The sequence below is a fragment of the Herbaspirillum rhizosphaerae genome, assembly GCF_001189965.1.
Classification (GTDB): domain Bacteria; phylum Pseudomonadota; class Gammaproteobacteria; order Burkholderiales; family Burkholderiaceae_D; genus Herbaspirillum; species Herbaspirillum rhizosphaerae.
Genome location: NZ_LFLU01000020.1, coordinates 1 through 22,434 on the forward strand (window position 1 = coordinate 1; position 22,434 = coordinate 22,434).

The 22,434-nt window shown below is 61.5% G+C and carries 22 protein-coding genes and 1 other RNA gene; 12 read left to right on the forward strand and 11 right to left on the reverse strand.

Annotation, left to right across the window (positions count from 1 at the left end):
- Window positions 1–225: 225 nt before the first annotated feature.
- On the reverse strand, window positions 226–981 hold the full coding sequence (locus AKL25_RS20630; RefSeq protein ID WP_050479595.1) for an SDR family NAD(P)-dependent oxidoreductase: 756 nt from the start codon (window positions 979–981) through the stop codon (window positions 226–228).
- 149 nt (window positions 982–1,130) lie between these two features.
- Between AKL25_RS20630 and AKL25_RS20635 the strand changes: the two genes are divergently transcribed.
- Entirely contained in the window at window positions 1,131–2,021 is an 891-nt protein-coding gene (locus AKL25_RS20635; RefSeq protein WP_050479596.1) for an AraC family transcriptional regulator, read from the forward strand.
- A gap of 39 nt (window positions 2,022–2,060) precedes the next feature.
- Here the strand turns inward: AKL25_RS20635 and AKL25_RS20640 are convergent, their stop codons facing one another.
- The 8 genes from AKL25_RS20640 to AKL25_RS20670 all read right to left on the reverse strand — a co-directional run bounded on the left by AKL25_RS20640 (window position 2,061) and on the right by AKL25_RS20670 (window position 10,277).
- Window positions 2,061–3,524, reverse strand: coding sequence for a mannitol dehydrogenase family protein (locus AKL25_RS20640; protein ID WP_083444817.1), 1,464 nt, complete (start codon window positions 3,522–3,524; stop codon window positions 2,061–2,063).
- Between the two features lie 28 nt (window positions 3,525–3,552).
- Window positions 3,553–4,431, reverse strand: a complete 879-nt coding sequence (locus AKL25_RS20645; RefSeq protein WP_205627288.1) for an ABC transporter permease — start codon at window positions 4,429–4,431, stop codon at window positions 3,553–3,555.
- A 29-nt stretch (window positions 4,432–4,460) separates the two neighbouring features.
- Window positions 4,461–5,330, reverse strand: coding sequence for an ABC transporter permease (locus AKL25_RS20650; RefSeq protein ID WP_085942288.1), 870 nt, complete (start codon window positions 5,328–5,330; stop codon window positions 4,461–4,463).
- A gap of 5 nt (window positions 5,331–5,335) precedes the next feature.
- Window positions 5,336–6,445, reverse strand: a complete 1,110-nt coding sequence (locus AKL25_RS20655) for an ABC transporter ATP-binding protein (protein WP_050479598.1) — start codon at window positions 6,443–6,445, stop codon at window positions 5,336–5,338.
- A gap of 91 nt (window positions 6,446–6,536) precedes the next feature.
- Window positions 6,537–6,611: non-coding RNA, sX9 sRNA (locus tag AKL25_RS23925), on the reverse strand.
- A 61-nt stretch (window positions 6,612–6,672) separates the two neighbouring features.
- The gene (locus tag AKL25_RS20660; protein WP_420840725.1) at window positions 6,673–7,848 is read right to left on the reverse strand and encodes an extracellular solute-binding protein; all 1,176 of its coding nucleotides are present in this window, start codon (window positions 7,846–7,848) and stop codon (window positions 6,673–6,675) included.
- Between the two features lie 126 nt (window positions 7,849–7,974).
- Window positions 7,975–9,396 carry a glucuronate isomerase gene (uxaC, locus tag AKL25_RS20665; RefSeq protein ID WP_050479600.1) on the reverse strand — a complete coding sequence of 474 codons (1,422 nt, stop codon included), beginning with the start codon at window positions 9,394–9,396 and terminating at the stop codon, window positions 7,975–7,977.
- Between the two features lie 140 nt (window positions 9,397–9,536).
- Window positions 9,537–10,277, reverse strand: coding sequence for a FadR/GntR family transcriptional regulator (locus AKL25_RS20670; protein ID WP_050479601.1), 741 nt, complete (start codon window positions 10,275–10,277; stop codon window positions 9,537–9,539).
- Window positions 10,278–10,713: 436 nt separating this feature from the next.
- On the opposite strand from AKL25_RS20670, the gene cysT reads away from it, so the two are divergent.
- From cysT to AKL25_RS20690, 4 genes are read left to right on the forward strand one after another with little or no spacing between them, the layout of a single operon-like run.
- Entirely contained in the window at window positions 10,714–11,577 is an 864-nt protein-coding gene (cysT, locus tag AKL25_RS20675; protein ID WP_050479602.1) for a sulfate ABC transporter permease subunit CysT, read from the forward strand.
- 1 nt (window position 11,578) lies between these two features.
- Window positions 11,579–12,496 carry a sulfate ABC transporter permease subunit CysW gene (gene cysW, locus AKL25_RS20680; protein WP_050479603.1) on the forward strand — a complete coding sequence of 306 codons (918 nt, stop codon included), beginning with the start codon at window positions 11,579–11,581 and terminating at the stop codon, window positions 12,494–12,496.
- 3 nt (window positions 12,497–12,499) lie between these two features.
- On the forward strand, window positions 12,500–13,600 hold the full coding sequence (locus AKL25_RS20685; RefSeq protein WP_050479604.1) for a sulfate/molybdate ABC transporter ATP-binding protein: 1,101 nt from the start codon (window positions 12,500–12,502) through the stop codon (window positions 13,598–13,600).
- Complete coding sequence (locus tag AKL25_RS20690; RefSeq protein WP_050479605.1) at window positions 13,597–14,532, forward strand: CysB family HTH-type transcriptional regulator; 936 nt, start codon at window positions 13,597–13,599, stop codon at window positions 14,530–14,532. The genes AKL25_RS20685 and AKL25_RS20690 overlap by 4 nt, the downstream gene beginning before the upstream one ends.
- A 54-nt stretch (window positions 14,533–14,586) precedes the next feature.
- On the opposite strand, the gene AKL25_RS20695 is transcribed toward AKL25_RS20690, so the two are convergent.
- Window positions 14,587–15,594 carry an SDR family oxidoreductase gene (locus tag AKL25_RS20695; RefSeq protein WP_050479606.1) on the reverse strand — a complete coding sequence of 336 codons (1,008 nt, stop codon included), beginning with the start codon at window positions 15,592–15,594 and terminating at the stop codon, window positions 14,587–14,589.
- A gap of 96 nt (window positions 15,595–15,690) precedes the next feature.
- On the opposite strand from AKL25_RS20695, the gene AKL25_RS20700 reads away from it, so the two are divergent.
- Complete coding sequence (locus AKL25_RS20700) at window positions 15,691–16,599, forward strand: LysR family transcriptional regulator (RefSeq protein ID WP_050479607.1); 909 nt, start codon at window positions 15,691–15,693, stop codon at window positions 16,597–16,599.
- Complete coding sequence (locus tag AKL25_RS20705) at window positions 16,596–17,234, forward strand: tRNA-uridine aminocarboxypropyltransferase (protein WP_050479608.1); 639 nt, start codon at window positions 16,596–16,598, stop codon at window positions 17,232–17,234. The genes AKL25_RS20700 and AKL25_RS20705 overlap by 4 nt, the downstream gene beginning before the upstream one ends.
- Here the strand turns inward: AKL25_RS20705 and AKL25_RS20710 are convergent.
- Window positions 17,215–17,682 (reverse strand): Lrp/AsnC family transcriptional regulator, encoded by a 468-nt coding sequence (locus tag AKL25_RS20710; RefSeq protein ID WP_050479609.1) that lies wholly within the window; start codon window positions 17,680–17,682, stop codon window positions 17,215–17,217. The two genes, AKL25_RS20705 and AKL25_RS20710, sit on opposite strands and share 20 nt — an antisense overlap.
- 133 nt (window positions 17,683–17,815) lie before the next feature.
- Here AKL25_RS20710 and AKL25_RS20715 point away from each other — a divergent pair, with 133 nt between their 5' ends.
- From AKL25_RS20715 to AKL25_RS20735, 5 genes are all read left to right on the forward strand, one after another.
- On the forward strand, window positions 17,816–18,880 hold the full coding sequence (locus AKL25_RS20715) for an ornithine cyclodeaminase (RefSeq protein WP_050479610.1): 1,065 nt from the start codon (window positions 17,816–17,818) through the stop codon (window positions 18,878–18,880).
- Between the two features lie 67 nt (window positions 18,881–18,947).
- Window positions 18,948–19,856, forward strand: a complete 909-nt coding sequence (gene rocF / locus AKL25_RS20720) for an arginase (protein WP_050479611.1) — start codon at window positions 18,948–18,950, stop codon at window positions 19,854–19,856.
- A 237-nt stretch (window positions 19,857–20,093) separates the two neighbouring features.
- Window positions 20,094–20,873: a basic amino acid ABC transporter substrate-binding protein gene (locus AKL25_RS20725; RefSeq protein WP_050479612.1), complete on the forward strand. Its 780-nt coding sequence runs from the start codon at window positions 20,094–20,096 to the stop codon at window positions 20,871–20,873.
- 86 nt (window positions 20,874–20,959) lie between these two features.
- On the forward strand, window positions 20,960–21,712 hold the full coding sequence (locus tag AKL25_RS20730; RefSeq protein WP_050479613.1) for an amino acid ABC transporter permease: 753 nt from the start codon (window positions 20,960–20,962) through the stop codon (window positions 21,710–21,712).
- Window positions 21,709–22,431: an amino acid ABC transporter ATP-binding protein gene (locus AKL25_RS20735; RefSeq protein ID WP_050479614.1), complete on the forward strand. Its 723-nt coding sequence runs from the start codon at window positions 21,709–21,711 to the stop codon at window positions 22,429–22,431. The genes AKL25_RS20730 and AKL25_RS20735 overlap by 4 nt, the downstream gene beginning before the upstream one ends.
- Window positions 22,432–22,434 lie beyond the last annotated feature (3 nt).

Here is a 22,434-nt window from a genome sequence, read left to right on the forward strand (position 1 = left end):
ATCCGATTTTCACCTGCCGTCACCGGCTACTCTCAAGCGGACTTCGAGACTGGCTCGCTTCGCATCGCCAAGGGGCGGAGGTGGTTTTCACTTCTATGGCCTTATTTACTCTGTCGTTCCAACGAAAGTTGGAACCCAGTGTCATGACGAAGTTTGAATATGCGCGGACGCCACTGGGTCCCAGCGTTCGCTGGGACGACGGACCGTGGAGTTATCTGCAACAACTCAAATCCCCTGACCGCCCGATACTTCAATCCGCTGCGCCGTCACCCAGCGGTTATCTTCCGACAGCAAACTTGCAATCATCGGTCCGATATCGTCCGGCAGGCCGACACGTCCCAGCGCGGTCATTTCCGCGAACAATTTGTTGATGTCCGGGTTGTCGCGCACCGCGCCGCCGCCGAAGTCGGTTTCGATGGCGCCGGGTGCGACGGTGTTGACGGCGATCCCGCGTGGGCCGAGTTCTTTTGCCAGGTAACGCGTGAGCACTTCGACCGCGCCTTTGACTGCTGCATAGGCGGCATAGCCGGGGAAGGAGGTGCGGGTCAGGCCTGACGACAGGTTGACGATGCGGCCGCCGTCGGCGATCAGCGGAAGCAAGGTCTGGATCAGGAAGTAGACGCCCTTGAAGTGGACGTTGACCAGGCCGTCGAATTGCGCTTCGGTGGTCTGGCCGATCAGCGCGTAGTCGCCGTGGCCGGCGTTGTTGACGATGTGATCAAGCGTGTCGCGTGACCAGGTTTCACGCAAGCTTGCGCGCAGACGGTCGGCGAAGCCGTCGAAGCTGGCGACATTGCCGGTGTCGAGCTGCAGCGCGACTGCCTTGCGGCCCATGGACCGGATCTCGGCGACGACGGCTTGTGCGTCGTCGCTGCGGCTTTGGTAGGTGACGATGACGTCGCCGCCGTGGCGGCCGATGCTCAGCGCGGTGTTGCGGCCTAAGCCGCGGCTGGCGCCGGTGACGAGGGTGATTTTGCTCATGATGCGTTTCCTTGCTGATGAGATGCTGCGTGGATGGGAAGCCGCAGTATCGGATCCGGACAGGGGCCGTGGTTACCGGAAACTCGACGTTCCTTGCCTGATCCTCCAAATGGGATGCGCTTTCGGCTGCGACGAGGTAGGCTTGCACCATGACGACTTTACTCACCACCGTGCAGCGCTATGCCGAGTCCCATGCCGACAGGTCCGGGCTGGCGCAGACGCCCATTGCAGGGCTGACCATCGTGCGCGCCAGCGAGGTCAGCGATCTGCTGTATGCGATTTCGCGGCCGCTGATTTGTCTCGTCTTGCAGGGAAGCAAGCACGTCACGATGGGGGCGCAGGCGTTTGCGTTTTCCGCCGGGGATACGCTGCTGATCACGGCGGACGTGCCGACCGTCAGCCAGATCACGCGCGCGAGCCTTGCCGCGCCTTATCTGTCTCTGGTGCTGGAGCTGGATCCTGCGGTCATCGCCGACCTTGCGATGCAGATGGATGTCGTCAAGGAAGGCGGCGCGTTGCCGGTCCGCGTCGATCCTACCGATAGCGAAGTGTCCGATGCCGCATTACGGCTGATGCGCTTGCTTGATCGTCCGGCCTCGTTGCCGGTCTTGCATGCGCAACTGGTGCGGGAGTTTCACTACTGGCTGCTGGCCGGCAAGCACGGCGCGGCGATTCGCAATCTGGGATGGCCTGACAGCCAAGCGCGCCGGGTGGCGCGTGCAGTGGACGTGTTGCGCAGCGACTTTGCGCAGTCCTTGCCGGTGGAGCAGCTGGCGGCGGTGGCGGGGATGAGTCCCTCGTCGTTTCATCAGCACTTCCGCAACGTGACCTCGTTGTCGCCGCTGCAGTTTCAAAAGCAGTTGCGCCTGATCGAGGCGAGGCGTCTGATGTTGTCGGAGGGCGTGAGCGCCAGCAGCGCGGCGTTTGCGGTGGGTTATGAGAGCGTGCCGCAGTTCACGCGAGAATACGGCAGGATGTTCGGCTTGCCGCCGGTAAAAGATACGGAAGAAGCGAAGAGCCGGGTGCGTGCCGCCGGTTAAGCGGCCGACCGGGCTGCACACGCCTCGGCTTCGTCGTGATCAACGTCCGCGAATCTTGCTCAGCGCCTGCAGCACGCCTTCTTCTTCGATCCTGCGCAGGAAACCTTTCACCACGGACACAAATTCGATGCGCATGGCGAGATCGTTGCCGAACACGGCGTCGATGGCCAGCAGCGCATCGACGCGCCGGCTGACGTCGGCGATGCTTGCCGCCGCCTGTAAGGATTCGGCCAGCGGATCCGAAATCGGATATGCCTGTCCTGCCTCATCTTGCGCACGCAGATAGCGCATCCAGCCGGCCACCGCAAAACACAGGCGCTCGCAGGGCAGGCCGGCATCGAGGCGCGCGCGTATCGTGCCGAGCAAGCGCTGCGGTAGTTTCTGCGAACCGTCCATGGCGATCTGTTGCAGGCGATGTTTCAGCGCCGGATTGCGAAAGCGCGCCACCAGCTCGTCGAGATACTCGTCCAGTCCCGGACGTTGCAAGGTCGGGGCGATTTCTTCCGTCATCATGCGCTCGATGAAACTGCGCAGCCCGTCGTCGCGAATCGCCTGATCGACGGTGACATAACCCGCCAGCGCACCCAGATAGGCGAGGCTGGAATGGCTGCCGTTGAGCATACGCAGCTTGGCGTGTTCGTACGGCTCGGCTTCTTCCACCATGGTGGCGCCGGCCAATTCCCAGGCCGGGCGGGGACCGGCGAAGCGGTCTTCGATCACCCATTGCGAGAATGGCTCCGTCACCACCGGCCAGGCGTCGTCAACGGTCAGGCGCGCAGCGATTGCGGCGCGGTTTTCCTCGGTGGTTTTCGGCACGATGCGATCCACCATGGAGTTGGGGAAAGCGCCATGCTGCGAAATCCACTTCGACAATTCGGGATCGATGCGTTCGGCAAACGCCAGCACCAGCCCGCGCGAGGTATTGCCGTTGGACGGCAGGTTGTCGCAGGAGAGCACGGTGAAGGGCGACAAGCCTGCATCGCGGCGCTTCTCCAGTGCGCGCACAATGAAGCCGATGGCTGAGCGCGGCGCGTTGGCATGCGCCAGATCGTGCGCGATGTAGGGATGATCGAAGCGCAGGTTGTTGCTGGCCGGATCGTGGCAATAACCTTTTTCCGTCACGGTCAGGCTGACGATATGGCAGTGCGGATGGCTCATCGCCGCCAGTACGGTGGCGGGAGATTCGGGTGCGACCAGCGTGTCGATGATGGAGCCGATGACGTGCAGCTGCTCGCCCTCGACACCTCGTATCCCCAGCGTATAGAGATTGTCCTGCGGCGCCAGCGCATCGCGCGTATCAGGGCTACGCAGCGACACGCCCACAATGCCCCAGCGCAGGTCGCCCTCCGCCAGCACGGTGTCGGTATAAACCGCCTGGTGCGCACGGTGGAAGGCGCCAAGACCAAGGTGCACGATGCCGGGCAGCAGCGCCGCCCGGTCATACGTCGGCAGCGCCGCTTGCTTGCCGGCTTGTTCCAGCGTTTGCTTGTTCAGCTTCATCATTTCTCTGCTTTTCTTGCGTCGGCTCTCATCAGTTTTGAGGATGTTCCTTGACGCGCGACACCAGTTGCGTCGGGCTGACGAAACGCATCGCGATCAGCAGCCAGATCAGTGTGACGATCATGTACACCATCGCCATTGCATCGATCGATTGCGACGCGCGCACGCCTGCCGCGAACACCGAGTAATACAGCGCCACCACCAACGTCTGCGTATCCGCGCCGGCGGTCAGGAAGGTCAGCTCGAACATCGCGATCGTGCGCACCAGCACCAGCAGCGAAGCGGCCAGGATGCCCGGCGCCAGCAGCGGCACCAGCACATGGCGGAACATCGTGAAGGTGCGCGCGCCGAACACGCGCGCCGCCGATTCCAGGTTCGGATCGATCTGCTCGATGAAGGGCGTCATCACCAGAATCACGAACGGCAGCGCCGGCAGCAGGTTGGCGATGATCACGCCGGGCAGGGTGCCTGCGAGGTGCAATTCGTACATCAGCGTGGCCAGCGGGATGCCGTAAGTGATCGGCGGGATCATCAGCGGCAGCAGGAACAGGCCGGTCAGCAGTTTCTTGCCGCGGAAGTTGCGCCGCGCCAGCGTGTACGCCGCCGGCACACCGATCAGGATGGACAGCACCACCACCGACAGCACCACCTGCACCGACACCAGCAGCACATCGCCGAGCTGGAATTCCTGCCAGGCGGCGGAATACCATTCCAGCGTCCAGCCGCTTGGTAGCCAGGTGCCGAGCCAGCGCTTGGCGACCGAGTTGGTGGCGACCGAGGCAATCATCAGGCCGACGTTGATCAGGAAGAAAGTCATCAGGCCGACCACCAGTCCGCTCCAGGCGCGGCTGGCCCAGTGCGTACGTCGTTTCGGCGCCGGCTGTCTTGATATGGATTGCGAAGTCATCATGGGAGAAGTTGTCGTTGCTTGATTCATAATTAACCCTTGCCTCCGGTGACCGGACCGCGATAGAACAGATTGCGCGCGCCGAGCACGATCACCACCACGCCCAGTTGCACTGCGCCCATGATCATCGCCACTGCGGACGCCATGGAATAGTCGTAGTTCTCGAACGCCGCTTCATATGCCGCAATCGAAATCACACGCGTCGCACCGGCCGGTGAACCCAGCAGCACGGCAGAAGGAAACACCGAGAACGCCTGCACGAACGACAGGCAGAACGCCATCGCCAGGCCCGGCAGGATCAGCGGAAAGATCACGTAGCGGAACTGATTGAACGGCGTCGCGCCCAGCGTCGCGGCGGCGCGCGGCAGCACCGGATCGATACCGGTGATGTACGACAGGATCAGCAAAAAGGCGAACGGAAAACCCGAGATCACCAGCGAGATCACCACGCCCGCATAGTTGTGCGTCAGGCGGATCGCGCCTTCGTAGATATGCAGCGTCTGCAGGATCTGCGCGAACCAGCCCTTGGGACCGAAGTAGGTCAGCATGCCTTCGGCGATCAGCACCGTGCCCAGCGTGATGGGAATCACGAGGATGGTGGTGGCGATCTTTTGATACGGCGTCTTGTGGCGCAGGCGATAGGCCACGGGCACGGCGATCAGGATGTTGATCAGCGTTGCCGGCAAGGCCAGCTTGAGCGTCACGCCGATGGTCATCCACAGATTGTCGGTGCTGAAGAACTTGATGTAGTTCGACAGCATGCCGCCTTCCAGCGGCTGGAACGACAGGATCAGGCCGTGAATGAACGGATAGACGAACACTGCCAGCATGAAGATCACGGCCGGCGCCGCCATCCACATGGCGGGATCGCGCCAGCGCGAGCCGGCTGTTTGCGAGGACATCAGCATCATGCCACCTGCTCGAAAGGATAAGCCAGCACGCGGTCGGCAGGCACGGAAACACGGATGGTTTCGCCCGGCGAGGCCTTGCCTTCGGCGCGCACATAAAGGCGCGTGTTGTCTTGCGTGCGCAGCATGAACAATGACTCGCGGCCATAGTATTCGACCGACTCCACGCGTGCGCTGATGCTGTTGCCCGGTGTGGTTCCATCGGCGCAGATGCTGAATTCTTCCGGACGGATCGACACGGCGGCGCGGCCGTTCAGGCGCATCTTCGGGATGCCGACCAGATTGACGCCGGGGCCGGCCAGCGTGACGGTCTGGGCATCCTGGCCGACCACGTCGAGCACCAGTTCGTTGCGATAACCCATGAAGCGCGCGACTGCGAGATTGGACGGCTGGCCGTAGACTTCCGGCGGCGTGCCGATCTGCTGGACCTTGCCGTCTTTCATGACGACGATGCGGTCGGCCAGCGACAGCGCTTCGTCCTGATCATGGGTGACATACAGCGTGGTGCGGCCGAGTTCTCCGTGGATGCGGCGGATTTCGGAACGCATTTCCAGACGCAGTTTGGCGTCGAGGTTGGACAGCGGTTCATCCATCAGGATCAGCGGCGGTTCGATCACGATGGCGCGGGCGATCGCCACGCGTTGCTGCTGGCCGCCGGACAACTGGCCGGGCAGCTTGTTCATGTGCTGCGCCAGTTGGACCAGATCGAGGGCGCGCTTGACGCGGGTCTGGATCTCGGCGGCAGGCACGCCGCGCATCAACAGGCCGAAACCGACGTTCTTGGCCACCGTCATGTGCGGGAACAGGGCGTAGTTCTGGAACACCATGCCGAAGCCGCGCTGTTCAGGCGGCAGGGTATCGATGCGGTGATCGTCGAGATAGATGCCGCCGTCCGACAGCGGCAGCAGGCCGGCGATGCAGTTCAGCGCGGTCGATTTGCCGCAGCCCGAAGGGCCGAGCAGGGCGATGAATTCGCCGCGCGCAATATCCATTTGCAAACCATCAAGTGCTGCGACTGCTGTGTTTTGCTGCGCTTCGGTAGTTTTGCCGGTGCCGCCAAAGCGACGTGTAACGCGATCCAGTCGCAATGTCTTGAAGTCAGGTTTCATGCTTGCCTCTTATTGATCGTAATGAGCCGGGTGGCGTGGAATGCATCGTTGCCGCCCGGCTTGTCTCTGTTGCGAGTGCTTTTGCCAAACCTGTTCATGATCTGTAGCGAGAGGTCATCAGCCGGTGGCGGCCGGAGCGGAGGAACCGGAATGTACTTAAGTACATGAGGATTCCGAGCACCGCCCGACGCCGGATCATGGCCTCGCAGTAAGATCATGAGCAGGTTTTATTTGAACTTCTGAGCGCCGACTTGCTCATCCCAGATGCGGAAGGCCTTGACCATCACCTGCGCATCCAGCGGTTGCACATGCGGGAACTTGGTGATCCAGTCGGCATACTCGGCGCGGCCGAATTCCTTGAGCGTGTCCTGGCTGGCTTGCGGCGCCATCGTCACCGGCACGTTCTTGATCGCCGGGCCTGGATAGAAATAGCCCTTGTCGTAGGTTTGCGCCTGTTGCTTCGGTTGCAGCAGGTAGGCCATCACATCCAGCACCACGGCTTGCTTGGCGGGAGCCAGGCCCTTCGGCACGATCATGTAGTGCGTGTCGTTGACCCAGGTCATGTTCTTGAAGGCGCCGACCTTGAACTCTTTCGGCACCACGCCGAGTGCACGCGGGTTGATGTCCCAGCCGGTCACGGTGACCGTCATGTCGCGCGAGCCTTCGCCGAGTTCCTTCATCACGGCGCCGGTGCCGCCAGGGTAGTACTCGATGCAGGTATTCAGGTCTTTCAGGAACGCCCAGGTCTTATCCCAGCCCTTGACCGGATCTTTCGGATCCTTGTCGCCGAGCAGGTAAGGCAGGCCCATCAGGAAAGTGCGGCCGGGGCCGGAGTTGGCCGGACGCGCGTAGATCAGCTTGTTCGGATTGGCCTTGCACCATGCCAGCAATTCCTGCGGCGTGGTCGGCACCTGCTTGACCTTGTCGGGGTTGTATTCCAGCAGCGGACCGGCCGGCATGAAGGCGACCGCCAGGCCCTGGTTGTGCGCCAGTTCCTGCATCTTCTTCACTTCCGGCAGATAGTTGTCGGTCAGCGGCGCGAACTTGGCGTTGTTCTCGGGCAGCAGCGTCACCCACAGATTCTGCTCGATGCCGGCCGCCAGGATGTCGGTGCCGCCGAGGACCAGGTCGATGTCGCTGCGCTTGGCGTTTTGCATGGCCTTGAGCTTGCTTGGCAGCTCAGGAGCAGGCGCTTTGGTGAAGGTGAATTTGACGTTGGGATGGGCCGTCTTGTACGACTCGATGGCGTCTTGCAGCAAGGCCAGCGAACCGGCGACGTCGACCACGTTGATGGTGACGGCGGCCTGCGCATGCGCTGCCGGGCTGCCGACCATGGCGGCCAGACCGAAGCCGATGGCGGCTGCCATGATGGTGCGGCGGGTCGCTTTGTGCAAGGTGTTCAAAACCTGTTTCATTACTGTCTCCTCCTTGAGATGGAATTGTTGGGTACCGGGATAAAGCGGACGTCTTGTGACGCTCTGTGAATCTTCAAACCGTACTGCGATTGCTGAACTCTCTTTCAAAAACGGTTACAAGCGATAGGCCTGTTTGGCCAGCCGGTATGTCAGGTCGTGCGCCAGTTCCAGCGCTTCGTCTTCGCGCAGGCGATGCTCGGCCACCAGTCGCGCCAGATAGCCGCAATCGATGCGGCGGCTGACGTCGTGCCGCGCCGGAATCGACAGGAAGGCGCGGGTGTCGTCGTTGAAGCCGACGGTGTTGGCGAAGCCGGCGGTCTCGGTGGTCAGTTCGCGGAAACGGCGCATGCCTTCCGGCGCGTCGAAGAACCACCAGGCCGGGCCGAGCTTGAGCGCCGGATACACGCCGGCCAGCGGCGCCAGTTCGCGCGAATAGCTGGTCTCGTCGAGCGTAAACAGAATGACGGACAGCCGTGGATCGAGGCCGAAGCGGTCCAGCAGCGGCTTGAGCGCGCCGACGTATTCGGTCTGCATCGGAATATCGAAGCCCTTGTCGCGGCCGAAGCGCGCCAGCATCGTCGGACTATGGCTGCGCCAGGAGCCGGGATGGATCTGCATCACGAGACCGTCTTCGATGCTCATCGCCGCCATCTCGGTCAGCATCTGGGCGCGAAACAGTTCGGCTTCATCGCGGCTGATCTTGCCCGAGAGCGCCTTGTCGAACAGCGCCTTGCATTCGGCCGGCGGCAAGTCGGCGGTGCGCGCGCTCGGATGACCGTGGTCGGTCGAGGTCGCGCCGTGTTCCTTGAAGAAGGCGCGGCGGTTGCGGTGCGCGTTCAGATAGCCTTCCCAGCTGCGGGTGTTTTCGCCGGTCAGCTCGCCGAAGCGGGCGACATTGGCGGCGAAGCCTTCGAATTCCGGATCGATCACCGGGTCGGGACGATAGGCGGTGACCACGCGCGGACGGCCCTTCGCGGTTTGCCAGGGATCGTTCTTCAGCTTGCCGTGATGGGTGAGCGGATCGAGCGGCGATTCGGTGGTGGCGATGACTTCGATGTTGAAGCGCTCAAACAGCGCGCGCGGGCGGAACTCGGGACGCTGCAGGCAGGCGTCGATGTGGTCGTAGAGGCGGTCGGCATTGGCTTCGCTCAGACCTTCTTCCAGCCCGAAGACTTCCTGGAACACGTGGTCCAGCCACATGGCGGACGGCGTGCCGCGGAACAGCGGCCAGTGTTTCGCCACCAGGCGCCAGATGCGGCGCGGGTCGCTTTCCACCGCAGCGCCATCACGGGTGGGGATCCCGAGGTCTTCCAGCTTGACGCCCTGGCTGAACAGCATGCGGAAAACATAGTGGTCCGGCTGGATCAGCAGGGCCGACGGGTTGGGGAAGGCGGCGTTGTCGGCAAACCAGCTCGGGTCGGTGTGACCGTGCGGGCTGACGATGGGCGCGTCCTTGATTTCCTGATACAGACGGCGCGCAATGGCGCGCGTGTCCGGGTCGGCGGGGAACAGTCGGTCTGGGTGCAGCAATGGCATGTCGTCTCCTGATTTGCTATGGCTTGCTTGTCCGTTCACGGCATCCTTGGCTCTATCGGGCTTCGCAGTTTTTTGCTTACCCCGGCCTCTGGCGGACGTCATGACGGTTTTTCTTTCTGAATCCGTTGTGGCTCTTGCCCTTACTCCGGGTTGTGCGGCATATACGCCTTGCCGCCGCCCCAGCCGCGCGAGAACTCGCTGGTCACGCGTTCGAGGTGGGCGTGCATGGCTTTGCGCGCGCCGGCCGGGTCGCGGTCGACGATCGCCTCAAGAATGCGGCGATGGTCGACCAGCGTCTGCTGGCGTAATTCTTCGGTATGGAAGTGTTCTTCCATCTTGATCCACAGGCGGCCGCGCTGGTCCCACAGGTTTTCGATCACGCTGACCAGCGCGCTGTTGCCGGTGGCGCGGGCGATCGAGAGGTGGAAGGTGCGGTCGGCTTCTTCGTTGTTGGGGCGGTCGTGGTAGAAGCGCTCCATGTCGTTGAGGGCGCGCAGGATGGCGTCGAGTGCGCCGTCGGTGGCCATGCGCGCGGCAATCGCGGCGACTTCGCCTTCGATCATGCAGCGCGCCGACAGGATCTCGAACGGGCCCGGGCCGATTTCCTGGATGGCCGGCGCCGCGCCTTTCTTCTCGATTACATAAATCCCGGAACCGCCGCGCACCTCGATCACGCCGGTCAGCTCCAACGCGATCAGCGCTTCGCGGACCGAGGCGCGGCTGACCTTGAGCTGCGCCGCCAGGTCGCGTTCCGACGGCAGGCGTTCGCCGGCGTGAATCTGCTCATCGCGAATGTACGCCTGGATGCGATCGGCGACCACGCGGTAAAGCCGCGTTTCGGGGGCGCTGAGTTCGGCGAGGGCAGTGACGACTTTGAGCATGGGGTGCTTTTCTAAAGGTCGCGAAAAATTGGTCAGGCCATTCTAGGTTGGCCTGACCAATATTGCAATATGGTCTAGCCGATTTATTTTGTGGTTTGCCAAAGCGGCTGTGGAGGCGGCTTGTAAGCCAATTGACAGCTCATCGATGTCGATGAAAAGTGGTCGACCACTTTTGATTTTCGTAAGTGGTCAGTCGTCGGATGACTATGCCTGAAGCCGCTTTCCGGCGATTGTGCCGAGGCTGGATTTTTGCAATTCAGGGTGTTTTTGCAGCTTTCTATATGCGTAATCTTTCTATAAACATGCAAAAAAATTCGTTCTCTTTATAACAATGCGGTGCGAATATCGCCATCCATTAGTCGTATTTGTAATAAGAGAATGTTTGCGCCGGCCCTTAAAAGAGCCGCGCTGGTTCAAATAAGAAGGAAGTACAAGCGTGACTGCGCCAATCGCCTTACCTGTTGCTAACAAAGCGCCGTTCCGGGTGTTGCCGGGCTTTCGGCTGTCGCTCGGCTTCACGCTGTTTTATCTGACGCTGATCGTCCTGATTCCCTTGTCGGCGGTGTTCCTCAAGACCTTCACCATGACCTGGGATGCTTTCGTCAGCGCCGTGACTTCGCCGCGCGTGATGGCCTCGTATCGGCTGACCTTCGGCGCCTCCTTGCTGGCCGCGCTGCTGAACGTGATCTTCGGCGGCATCGTGGCGTGGGTGCTGGTGCGTTATAAATTCCCCGGCAAGCGCATCATCGACGCGCTGGTCGATTTGCCGTTTGCCTTGCCGACGGCGGTGGCCGGCATTGCGCTGACGACGCTGTATTCGCAGAACGGCTGGATCGGCCGCTACCTGGAGCCGCTCGGCATCAAGGTCGCTTTTACGCCGCTGGGCGTGCTGGTGGCCCTGACTTTCATCGGCTTGCCGTTCGTCGTGCGCACCGTGCAACCGGTGCTGGAAGATGCGGAACGCGAACTGGAAGAGGCCGCCGCCAGCCTCGGCGCCTCGCGTCTGCAAACCTTCGCCCGCGTGATTTTTCCGACGGTGTTTCCCGCGCTGCTGACCGGATTCGCACTGGCGTTTGCCCGCGCTACCGGCGAATACGGTTCGGTGGTCTTCATCGCCGGCAACATGCCGATGGTGTCCGAGATCACGCCGCTGTTCATCATCACCAAGCTCGAGCAATACGACTACACCGGCGCTACCGCGATTGCCGTGGTGATGCTGATCGTGTCCTTCGCCTTGCTGCTGACCATCAACCTGTTGCAAGCCTGGGTCCGCAAGCGCGGCCAGGCCGAGAAAGTCTGACATGAGCGCCGTCATTACTCCAGGCATCGCCACCACGCCCGCACGCGGCGAACCCGCCTACGCGCCGGCCGCCACGCTGGAACCCTTGTGGGTGCGCATCGTGCTGGTGGGGATCGCGTTTGCTTTCCTGACCCTGTTCCTGTTCGTGCCGCTGGTCGCCGTATTTTACGAAGGCCTGAAGAAGGGCTGGGACGTCTATATCGACAACATCATCGAACCGGACGCCTGGTCGGCCATCAAGCTGACCCTGATGACGGCGGCGATCGCGGTGCCGCTCAACCTGGTGTTCGGCGTGGCTGCAGCGTGGTCGATCGCCAAGTTCGAGTTCCGCGGCAAGAACATTCTGCTGACGCTGATCGATTTGCCGTTCTCGGTGTCGCCGGTGATTTCCGGGCTGATCTATGTGTTGCTGTTCGGCCTGCAAGGTTACTTCGGTCCGTGGCTGCGCGAGCATGACATCAAGATTTTGTTTGCGGTGCCGGGCATCGTGCTGGCGACGGTGTTCGTGACCTTTCCCTTCGTGGCGCGCGAGCTGATTCCGCTGATGCAGTCGCAGGGCAGCGAAGAAGAAGAGGCCGCGTTGGTGCTGGGGGCCTCCGGCTGGAAGACCTTCTGGCATGTCACCTTGCCGAACATCAAATGGGGCCTGCTGTACGGCGTGATCCTGTGCAACGCCCGCGCCATGGGCGAGTTCGGCGCGGTGTCGGTGGTGTCCGGCCATATCCGCGGCGAGACCAACACCATCCCGCTGCAGGTGGAAATCCTCTACAACGAATTCAATATCGTCGGCGCGTTTGCGGTGGCGTCGCTGCTGGCCTTCCTTGCGCTGGTGACGCTGGCGATCAAGAGCTTTATCGAGTGGCGTCTGCACAAACAGCTGACCGCCCACGCCGCCCATCCCGGCGCAGATTTGGAGTAAATCATGAGCATCGAAGTCAACAACATCAACAAGCGTTTCGGTAATTTCGTCGCACTGAACAACGTTTCGCTGAATTTTCCTGCGGGCGAACTGACGGCGCTGCTGGGGCCGTCCGGCTGCGGCAAGACCACGCTGCTGCGCATCATCGCCGGCCTGGAGTCGCCCGACTCCGGCCAGGTGCTGCTGGACGGCGACGATGCCTCGGCGCGCCATGTGCGCGAGCGACAGGTCGGTTTCGTATTCCAGCATTACGCCTTGTTCAAGCATATGACGGTGTTTGAAAACATCGCCTTCGGCCTGCGCGTCAAACCGCGCAATCAGCGTCCGTCGGAAGCGCAGATTCGCGAAAAGGTCACCAGCCTGTTGGAGCTGGTGCAACTCGACTGGCTGGCTGATCGCTATCCGCCGCAATTGTCCGGCGGCCAGCGTCAGCGTATCGCCCTGGCGCGCGCCCTGGCGGTGGAGCCGCGCGTGCTGCTGCTGGACGAACCGTTCGGCGCGCTCGACGCCAAGGTGCGCAAGGAGTTGCGCCGCTGGTTGCGCCGTCTGCATGACGAGCTGCACGTCACCAGCATTTTCGTCACCCACGATCAGGAAGAGGCGCTGGAAGTGGCCGACCAGATTGTGCTGATGAACAAGGGCAACGTCGAGCAGATCGGTTCGCCCAGCGAGGTTTATAACCACCCGGCGTCGCCATTCGTCTACGGCTTCCTCGGCAACGTCAACCTGTTCCACGGCCGCGTGCATGAGGGCGTGCTGGAAGCCGGCGGCGTCACCTTCGATGCGCCCGATCATGCGCAGGCGCAGGACGAAAAGGGCATCGGCTACGTCCGTCCGCACGACCTTGAAGTCGATCGCTATTCGCCCGGCGCGGAAGGCATCGTGGCCCAGCTCAGGCGCTCGCACGCCATCGGTCCGCTGGCGCAACTGGAGCTGGAGCGTGACGACAACTCGGAGCTGATCGAAGCCGTCATCTCCAATGAGCGCTTTGCACAATTGAATCTGAAAGACGGCGAAACGCTGGTGGTGCGACCGCGCCGCCTGCACGTGTTCGTCGACAACGCGGCCTCTACCGGGGTTGCACAGAATAAGGATGCACGATGAATTTCCAGCAATTGCGTTCCATTCGCGAAGCCGCGCGTTGCGGCTTCAACCTGACCGAAGTCGCCAACGTTCTGTTCACTTCGCAACCCGGCGTGAGCCGCCAGATCCGCGAGCTGGAAGAAGAGCTCGGCGTCGAGATTTTCGAGCGCAACGGCAAGCGCCTGATCGGCCTGACCGAACCGGGCAAGGGCATTCTGCACATCATTGAACGCCTGCTGCTGGAAGCGGAAAACCTGCGCCAGGCCAGCCAGGAATACGCCGGCGAGCAAAGCGGCACGCTGACCATTGCGACCACGCACACGCAGGCGCGTTACGTGCTGCCGCGCGTGGTGCAGGCTTTCCGCGCGGCGTTCCCGCAGGTGCGCATTGCGCTCCAGCAGAGCGCGCCGGAACACATCGCCGAGTGGGTGATGTCAGGCAAGGCGGACGTCGGCATCGCCACCGAAGGCCTGAGCCAGTTCAAGGACCTGGTGTCTTTCCCTTGCTATACCTGGAACCACGTCATCGTCGTGCCGCAAGGACATCCGCTGTTGTCGCTCAAGCATCCGATCACGCTGGAAGAACTGGCGGCGCATTCGCTGATTACCTATGACGTCGGCTTCACCGGCCGCGGCCATATCGACGACGCCTTCCGCAAGGCAGGCATCGAAAAGGACATCGTGCTGACGGCCATGGATTCGGACGTGATTCAGCAATACGTCGCGCTCGGTCTGGGCGTGGGCATCGTGGCGTCGATGGCGATCGAGCAGGGCAAGCATCACGGGCTGGAAGCGATCGAAGCATCGCACCTGTTTGCGCAGAACATCACGCGTCTGGCGGTGCGTCGCGGCGCGTATCTGCGTGCTTATACCTACGATTTCATTTTGCAGTTTGCGCCGGAACTCAAGCGCGCCGACATCGTTGCGGCATTGAACGAGCCGACGGCGCATTGATGTGACGCCGGTCAATAAAAACCGCCTTCAAACGAAGGCGGTTTTTTTATGTGCTCAAACCATGGCTGGGTTGTGCAGGTTGGACGCCGGCAGGCAACCGAGACCTTCAAGCGTTGCACGCACCGCCTGGTCCAGCGGCGTATGCGGTTCTTCGCCGAGCACCTGCCGCAGGCGTTGATTGCTCATCTGCACCGGTTGTTGCCAGAGGTAGCGCATCTCTTTCATTTCTTTAAACAGCGGGACGAACGGCGAGGCCGGCGCCAGCAACCACCACGGAAAGCCGCGCACCGGCAGCGACAGATTGCCGACGGCGCGGCGGATGGCGTTGATCATCTGCATGCCGTCGGCATCCCAGTGGCCGTGCATGTGGAAGGTCGCGAATCTGTCCAGCGCCGCTTCGCGTTCCAGCAGGCGCATCATGGTCTCGGCCAGATCGGGCAGATAAGTCCATTGATGGCCGAGGCCTTGTTTGCCGGGATTGGTGATCGAAGCCGGCATCTTGCCCGGTTTGACCAGGCATTGCGAAAACCAGTTGCTGCCTGCTTGCGGACCGAAAAAATCGCCGGCGCGCACCACCAGGCTGCGCACGCCGTCGCCGGAGGCGGCTTGCAGGCGGCGTTCCAGTTCGACGCGGATCGCGCCTTTGCGCGTGACGGGGCGTTGCGGAGAGTCTTCGCTCAGATGCGGCAAGGCATCCGGGCCGTAGTTGTAGATGGTGCCCGGCAGCAGGATGCGCGCGCCGAAATCCTGGGCGGCGGCGATGCTGTTGTCGATCATCGGCAGCACCAGCTCGGCCCAGCGCTGGTAGCCCGGCGGATTGACGGCGTGGACGATCAGGTCGACGTCGCGTGCCGCGGCGACCACGTCGGCGCGCTGCATGGCGTCGCCCTGTATCCAGTTGAATCTGTCCATGCCCGGGCGGGCCGCCATGTGCCCGGCATTGCGATGCAGCGCGCGCACGCTCCAGCCGCGCGCCTGCAGCTTGCGGGCCATTTCGCCGCCGATGCCGCCGGTGGCGCCGAGCACCAGTGCGGTTTTTTGCGTAGTCAATGCATTGTTCATGATTCGCTCCGTGGTTGAGTTCCAGTGACGCCAGTGTCGGATAAACCTCTGTTAAATGGAATTGTTGAAAATAAGTGAGGTGCTATACTTATTTGTATGACTAAACAAGCTGCCGATCCCGGCTGGGAGCTCTACCGTTCCTTTCTCGCCGTGCTGACCGAGGGCTCGCTCTCGGCGGCCGCGCGTGCGCTCGGGCTGACGCAGCCGACCATCGGCCGTCACGTGGATGCGCTGGAGCAGGCGGTCGGTTTTGCCTTGTTTACGCGTTCGCAACACGGCTTCATGCCGACCGAGGCGGCGCTGAGTTTGCAACCATATGCAGAAAGTCTGGCCTCGACCACTGCGGCCCTGATGCGCGCGGCATCGGCGCACGGCGGCAAGGATGCCTCTGTACGCGGCACGGTGCGCATTACCGCCAGCGAAGTGGTGGGCGCGGAAATCCTGCCGCCCATCCTGGTCGGGCTGAAGCAGGCGCATCCCGAGCTGGTGGTCGAGCTGGCCTTGTCGAATCGTGTCGAAGACCTACTGCGGCGTGAAGCCGACATCGCCGTGCGCATGTTGCGACCGACGCAGGAAGTCCTGGTCACGCGACGCGCCGGCGTGATTGAACTAGGCTTCCACGCGCACAAGGATTACCTGGCGCAGCGCGGCACGCCGAAGAACATGGATCAGTTGATCGGGCACACGCTGATCGGATTCGACAAGGAAACCGCCTTCGTCCGCAATGCCGCAAAAGACATCGCCATCATGCGGCGCAATCACTTTTCCCTGCGCACCGACAGCGACCTGGCGCAACTGGCGATGATTCGCGCCGGCTATGGCATCGGCATGTGCCAGACGCCATTGGCCAGGCGTAACGCCGATCTGGTGCGCTTGTTTCCGAAGCAGTTTTCGATGAAGCTGGAGACCTGGGTGGTGATGCATGAAGACTTGCGCAGCAGCGCGCGCGTGAGCGTGACCTTCGATGCGCTGGTTGAGGGCTTGCAGGAATACATCGCATCATGAGCGCCGGTATCTATCCAAAACGCCCGACGTGCGCGCATTGCCTGCGAGCGCAGAGCAGTTGTATCTGCGGCTGGATCAAGGCTCTGGCGCCGGTAGCGCAAGTGCTGATCCTGCAGCATCCGCTGGAAATCCATCAGGCCAAGGGAAGCGGGCGTTTGCTGCATCTCAGCCTGGAGCGCAGCGTGCTGGTCAACGGCGAGCAATTTGAGGAAGAGGCCTTGCGCGGCCTGCTGTATGCGGATGAGGAGGGGGCGTCGATACAGCCGGTGCTGCTGTATCCGCAGACGCCGGGCGAATTACCGGCGCAGGTGTTGCCGGATCTGTCCGCACCGGCGCGCGTGCGGCTGGTGATTCTCGATGCGACCTGGCGCAAGAGTCGCAAGATGCTGTATCTGAATCCCTTGCTGCAACAATTGCCGCGCCTGCCGCTGATCGATCCGCCGGCGTCGCAATATCGCATCCGCAAGGCGCATCGCGCGGATCAGTTGTCGACGCTGGAAGCAACTTGCCATGCACTGGCGCAACTGGAAGCCGATGAGGGCAAATATCTGCCGTTGCTGCAGGCGTTCGACGGCTTTGTGGCGCAGCAGACTTCTTACCTTCCCACGGATCCGCTCAGCGATCCTCCAGCGTGATCGGCAAGCCCGACTGCGGTTTGACTTCTTCCAGGCAAATCATGGAGCGCAGGCCGGCCACGCCGGGCACCTGCATCAGGCGGTCGGTCAAAAAGTGCGACAGGCTCTTGAGGTCGTGCGAGACCACCTTGAGCAGATAGTCGAAATCGCCGGAAATCGTGTAGCACTCGATGATTTCCGGAAACGCCCGGATCACGCTCTCCACCTCGCGCACCTGCTTGAACTGGGCGCGATCGAGCGACAGCGCCACGAAGGCCGTCACATCCAGTCCCACCGCAGGGGGCGAGACCAATGCCGCATACCGGCGAATCACCCCTTGTTCTTCCAGCACGCGCACGCGGCGCAGGCACTGCGGCGGCGACAAATGGATGTTTTCCGAGATGTCGACATTGCTCATGCGACCGTCGTTTTGCAGCAATTCGAGGATCTTGACGTCGAGTTTGTCCATGGAATCTCCTTGTAATGAAATAAAGCTGCATAACTATCTCTTTATTTATAGGATAAAGAAAGCAAATTTCCAATGTTCATCTGTAAAATTTCTTTCATTGAAACAACGGCGGCGAGCGGCAACGCCGATCATCATGGTCAAGTACATCGGAACCCGGGAATTGCAGTCTTTTGTGGCCACCCACTCGGTGGAACGCGTCATTGACGCGCTGACGGGCTATATCAAAGCAGACTACTTGCGCTGGCAACAGTTCGACAAAACTGCGCGCATGGCGAGTCATTCCACTGTAGGCGTGATTGAATTGATGCCGATTTCGGACGGCAAGCTGTATTCGTTCAAGTACGTCAACGGCCATCCCAAGAACACGGCGCAGGGCTTGCTGACGGTGACGGCCTTCGGCGTGCTGGCCGACGTGGACAGCGGCTATCCGCGCCTGCTGAGCGAGTTGACGCTGACCACCGCCTTGCGCACGGCGGCGACTTCGGTGCTGGCGGCGAAATACATGGCGCGCCGCAACAGCCGCGTGATGGCGCTGATCGGCAACGGCGCACAGAGTGAGTTCCAGGCGATTGCGTTTCACTGCCTGCTGGGCATTGAAGAACTGCGGGTATTCGACGTCGATGCCGCCGCGACCGATAAGCTGTGTCGTAACCTGGCTGCTTATCCGGCGTTGCGCATCGTGCGCGCCGGCAGCGCTGCCGAGGCGGTGCGGGGCGCCGATATCGTCACGACCGTGACGGCCGACAAGCGCAATGCCGTCATCGTGACGCCGGACATGGTCGAAGCCGGCATGCATTTCAACGCGGTCGGCGGCGATTGCCCCGGCAAGACCGAGTTGCATGGCGACGTATTGAATAAGGCGCGCGTGATCGTGGAATTCGAGCCGCAATCGCGCATCGAAGGCGAATTGCAGCAAATGCCGGCCGACTTCGCCGTGACTGAATTGTGGCAGGTGCTGTCAGGCGCAGCAGTAGGGCGCGGCAGCGATGCCGAGGTGACGGTGTTCGACTCGGTCGGTTTTGCGCTGGAGGATTTTTCCGCTCTGCGCTATCTGGACGAACAACTGAGCGACGACGACGCCCAAGCTATCGATCTGGTGCCGGAACTGGCCGATCCCAAGAATTTGTACGGCGTTGCCCTGGGCGGCAAGCCGGCTGTGCTGGACGTGTTGCAGAAGGCGGCTTTGCTGCATGCTTGATGCTATCGCGCGTCCGGCGATTTGCGCATTATTTGATTTTTCCGCTTCACTTGTTTAAGGAACCACCATGAAACAACTCAGACTGATCGGCGCACCTACCGACATCGGCGCCGGTCGTCGTGGCGCATCGATGGGGCCAGAAGCCCTGCGTGTGGCCAATCTTCAGCAGGCCTTGCAACAGCACGGCCTGGACGTGACGGACGGCGGCGACCTGAGCGGCCCGGCCAATCCGCAGCAAGGACCCGTCGACGGTTTCCGTCATCTTGAACAAGTCGTAGCCTGGAACCGCAGCGTGCATGAAGCCGTGCACGCCACCTTGCATCAGGGACAGCTGCCGGTGCTGTTGGGCGGCGATCATGCGTTGGCCATCGGATCGATTGCGGCGGTGGCGCAATACTGCCGCGAGCAGGGCAAGAAGCTGCTGGTGCTGTGGCTGGATGCGCACGCCGACGCCAATACCAACACCTCGACGCCGACCGGCAACATCCACGGTATGCCGGTCACCAATCTGCTGGGCATCGGCCCGGATCAGCTGACCGGCATCGGCGGCAAGGTGCCGGCGCTGCTGCCGGATGCGATCCGCCAGATCGGCATTCGCAGCGTGGACCGGGAAGAAAAGCAGCACCTGCGTGAACTCGGCCTGCGCGTCTACGACATGCGGCATATCGACGAGCACGGCATGCGAGTGACGATGGAGCAGGCACTGGCCGGCATCGACGCCGACACCCATTTGCACGTGAGCTTCGACATCGACTTCCTCGATCCGGCGGTGGCGCCGGGCGTGGGCACGGCGGTGCCGGGCGGCCCGACTTACCGCGAGACGCAGCTGTGCATGGAGATGATTGCCGATACAGGCCGTCTCGCATCGCTGGACATCATGGAGCTCAATCCCGCTTGCGACGTGCGTAACCAGACGGCGGAGCTGGTTGTCGAGCTGGTGGAGAGTTTGTTTGGGAAATCTACACTTATTCGATAAAAAAGCGACAATTTGTCAGTTGACGGATCGAAGCATACGCCGGATCATGTCGGGTTTCGCGCGCGAGACGCGCCCGGCATGACTTCCGGCAATTTGCGCAAATGCGAGCCGATGCAGCAAGGCAAGCAGCAAAGACGTCATCAGAAACACCAAAGGATTCTTTTTACCGGTGCCATCAAGTTGGCACGCTTTATTCACAACAAGCTTTACTACAGCCTCACCTCAGGGAGAAAAACGATGTCGTTCAAGAAATTTGTCATGCTCGCCAGCAGCGTTCTGGCGTTGACATTGACTGCAACAGCAGCACAGGCCGCAGATCAGACTTACGTCGTCGGCGCCGGCGGCACTTACCGTCCATTCGAATTCGAAACGCCGAAGAAGGAACTGGTCGGTTTCGACATCGACATCATCAAGGCCATCGCCAAGGCGTCCGGCTTCCAGATCAAGCTGGTCAGCACGCCATGGGAAGGCATTTTCGCCACCCTGGGCCAGGGCGACCGCGACATTATCATCTCCGGCATCACCATCACTGAAAAGCGCGCGCAGATGGTCGATTTCTCGCTGCCGTACTTCCCGGCCGAGCAAGTCATCATCACCGGTTCCGGCTCCAAAGTGACCGCACTGGCTGACCTGAAGAAGCTGCAAGTCGGCGTGGTCAACTCGACCGCAGGCGACATCATCCTGTCGGAAGAAGTCGGCAAGTCCAGCACCGCGATCCACCGTTTCGACAACACGCCGCTGATGCTGGAAGAGCTGTATCGCGGCGGTGTCGATGCAGCGATCGGCGACGTCGGCGTGATCAAGTTCTACATCAAGAGCCATCCCGAGAAGCAATTCAAGGTGGTCGGCGACGCCAAGTTCACCCGCCAATACTTCGGTATCGCCGTGAAAAAGGGCAACAAGGAACTGCAGGACAAGATCAACGCCGGCCTGAAGAAGATCGTGGCTGACGGCACTTACGCCAAGATCTACAAGGAATGGTTCGACGCCAACGTGCCGACATTGCCGTTGCAATAATCAGCAATCCGCGTAGTTAAGTATTTCTTTTCAATGCCCACGTTCTCTGCGAGGACCGTGGGCAGATTTTTACCCGGATTGCATTCATGAATTCTTTCTTTCAATGGGAAATCATCGGCGAGTACCTGCCCCTGTTTGTCGAGGGCACGTGGATGACCATCAAGGTCGCGCTGATTTGCGTGATCTCCGGAACCTGCTGGGGCCTGGCGTTGGGCGTCGGCCGTCTGGCGGAAGCGCGCCACGGTTTCTGGAAATATTTCCTGCGCTACGCGGTGCAATGGCCGGTGCGCTTTTACGTCAGCTTCCTGCGCGGCACGCCTTTGTTCGTGCAGATCCTGCTGATTCACTTCGCACTGATGCCGCTGCTGATCAATCCGAGCGGCGGCCTGATCCTGAGCGGCGATATCGCGCGCGAAGTCCGTTCGCAATACGGTGCGTTTGCGTCGGCGGTGCTGGCCATCACGCTGAACTCGGGCGCCTATGTGTCGGAGATCTTCCGCGCAGGCATCCAGTCGATCGACCGCGGCCAGAGCGAAGCGTCGCGCTCGCTCGGCATGAGCTACATGAAGACCTTGCGCAAGGTGGTGCTGCCGCAGGCATTTCGCCGCATGCTGCCGCCGCTGGGCAATAACGCCATCGCCATCGTCAAGGATTCGTCGCTGGCGTCGGCCATCGGTCTGGCGGAGCTGGCCTATGCTGCGCGTACGGTGTCCGGCGCCTATGCGCGCTACTGGGAGCCGTACCTGACCATTTCGGTGGTTTATTGGGTCATTACCTTGCTGCTGTCGGCATTTGTCCGTCACCTCGAAACACGCTACGGCAAAGGAGATGCGCGATGATCAGCGTCAAGCAATTGCAGAAGCAGTACGGCCAGGCGCATATCCTGCGCGGCATCGACTGCGAGATCAAAGAAAGCGAAGTCGTGTGCGTGATCGGTCCTTCGGGTTCCGGCAAGAGCACCTTCCTGCGTTGCCTCAACGGCCTGGAAGAAGCCACCGACGGCGAGATCGTCATCGACGGCGTCAAGGTCAACGATCCCAAGGTCGACCTGAACACGCTGCGCGCCGGGATGGGCATGGTGTTCCAGCGCTTCAACCTGTTCCCGCACATGTCGGTGCTGGAAAACCTGATCATGGCGCCGATGCAGGTGAAGCAGCTGTCGCGCCGCGAAGCGGTGCTGGTGGCCGAGAAGCTGCTGCAGAAGGTCGGCTTGCTGGACAAGATCGACGCCTTCCCGAACCAGCTCTCCGGCGGCCAGCAACAGCGCGTGGCGATTGCCCGCGCGCTGGCGATGGAGCCGAAGGTCATGCTGTTCGACGAACCGACGTCGGCGCTCGATCCCGAGCTGGTCGGCGAAGTGCTGACCGTGATGAAGACGCTGGCCGAAGAAGGCATGACCATGGTGGTGGTCACGCACGAGATGGGTTTTGCGCGCGAAGTGTCGGATCGCGTGCTGTTCATCGATCAGGGCGTGATCATGGAAGAAGGTCCGCCGCAGCAAGTATTGGGCGAGCCGAAGAATGAACGTACGCGTGATTTCCTGCGCAAGGTTCTCTAAGTC

What these genes read in the sequence shown, in the direction of transcription:
- AKL25_RS20630 (WP_050479595.1), bottom strand. Translation starts at nt 981, where the DNA reads ATGAGCAAAATCACCCTCGTCACCGGCGCCAGCCGCGGCTTAGGCCGC.
- AKL25_RS20635 (WP_050479596.1), top strand. Translation starts at nt 1,131, where the DNA reads ATGACGACTTTACTCACCACCGTGCAGCGCTATGCCGAGTCCCATGCC.
- AKL25_RS20640 (WP_083444817.1), bottom strand. Translation starts at nt 3,524, where the DNA reads ATGATGAAGCTGAACAAGCAAACGCTGGAACAAGCCGGCAAGCAAGCG.
- AKL25_RS20645 (WP_205627288.1), bottom strand. Translation starts at nt 4,431, where the DNA reads ATGATGACTTCGCAATCCATATCAAGACAGCCGGCGCCGAAACGACGT.
- AKL25_RS20650 (WP_085942288.1), bottom strand. Translation starts at nt 5,330, where the DNA reads ATGTCCTCGCAAACAGCCGGCTCGCGCTGGCGCGATCCCGCCATGTGG.
- AKL25_RS20655 (WP_050479598.1), bottom strand. Translation starts at nt 6,445, where the DNA reads ATGAAACCTGACTTCAAGACATTGCGACTGGATCGCGTTACACGTCGC.
- uxaC (WP_050479600.1), bottom strand. Translation starts at nt 9,396, where the DNA reads ATGCCATTGCTGCACCCAGACCGACTGTTCCCCGCCGACCCGGACACG.
- AKL25_RS20670 (WP_050479601.1), bottom strand. Translation starts at nt 10,277, where the DNA reads ATGCTCAAAGTCGTCACTGCCCTCGCCGAACTCAGCGCCCCCGAAACG.
- cysW (WP_050479603.1), top strand. Translation starts at nt 11,579, where the DNA reads ATGAGCGCCGTCATTACTCCAGGCATCGCCACCACGCCCGCACGCGGC.
- AKL25_RS20685 (WP_050479604.1), top strand. Translation starts at nt 12,500, where the DNA reads ATGAGCATCGAAGTCAACAACATCAACAAGCGTTTCGGTAATTTCGTC.
- AKL25_RS20690 (WP_050479605.1), top strand. Translation starts at nt 13,597, where the DNA reads ATGAATTTCCAGCAATTGCGTTCCATTCGCGAAGCCGCGCGTTGCGGC.
- AKL25_RS20695 (WP_050479606.1), bottom strand. Translation starts at nt 15,594, where the DNA reads ATGAACAATGCATTGACTACGCAAAAAACCGCACTGGTGCTCGGCGCC.
- AKL25_RS20700 (WP_050479607.1), top strand. Translation starts at nt 15,691, where the DNA reads ATGACTAAACAAGCTGCCGATCCCGGCTGGGAGCTCTACCGTTCCTTT.
- AKL25_RS20705 (WP_050479608.1), top strand. Translation starts at nt 16,596, where the DNA reads ATGAGCGCCGGTATCTATCCAAAACGCCCGACGTGCGCGCATTGCCTG.
- AKL25_RS20710 (WP_050479609.1), bottom strand. Translation starts at nt 17,682, where the DNA reads ATGGACAAACTCGACGTCAAGATCCTCGAATTGCTGCAAAACGACGGT.
- AKL25_RS20715 (WP_050479610.1), top strand. Translation starts at nt 17,816, where the DNA reads ATGGTCAAGTACATCGGAACCCGGGAATTGCAGTCTTTTGTGGCCACC.
- rocF (WP_050479611.1), top strand. Translation starts at nt 18,948, where the DNA reads ATGAAACAACTCAGACTGATCGGCGCACCTACCGACATCGGCGCCGGT.
- AKL25_RS20725 (WP_050479612.1), top strand. Translation starts at nt 20,094, where the DNA reads ATGTCGTTCAAGAAATTTGTCATGCTCGCCAGCAGCGTTCTGGCGTTG.
- AKL25_RS20730 (WP_050479613.1), top strand. Translation starts at nt 20,960, where the DNA reads ATGAATTCTTTCTTTCAATGGGAAATCATCGGCGAGTACCTGCCCCTG.
- AKL25_RS20735 (WP_050479614.1), top strand. Translation starts at nt 21,709, where the DNA reads ATGATCAGCGTCAAGCAATTGCAGAAGCAGTACGGCCAGGCGCATATC.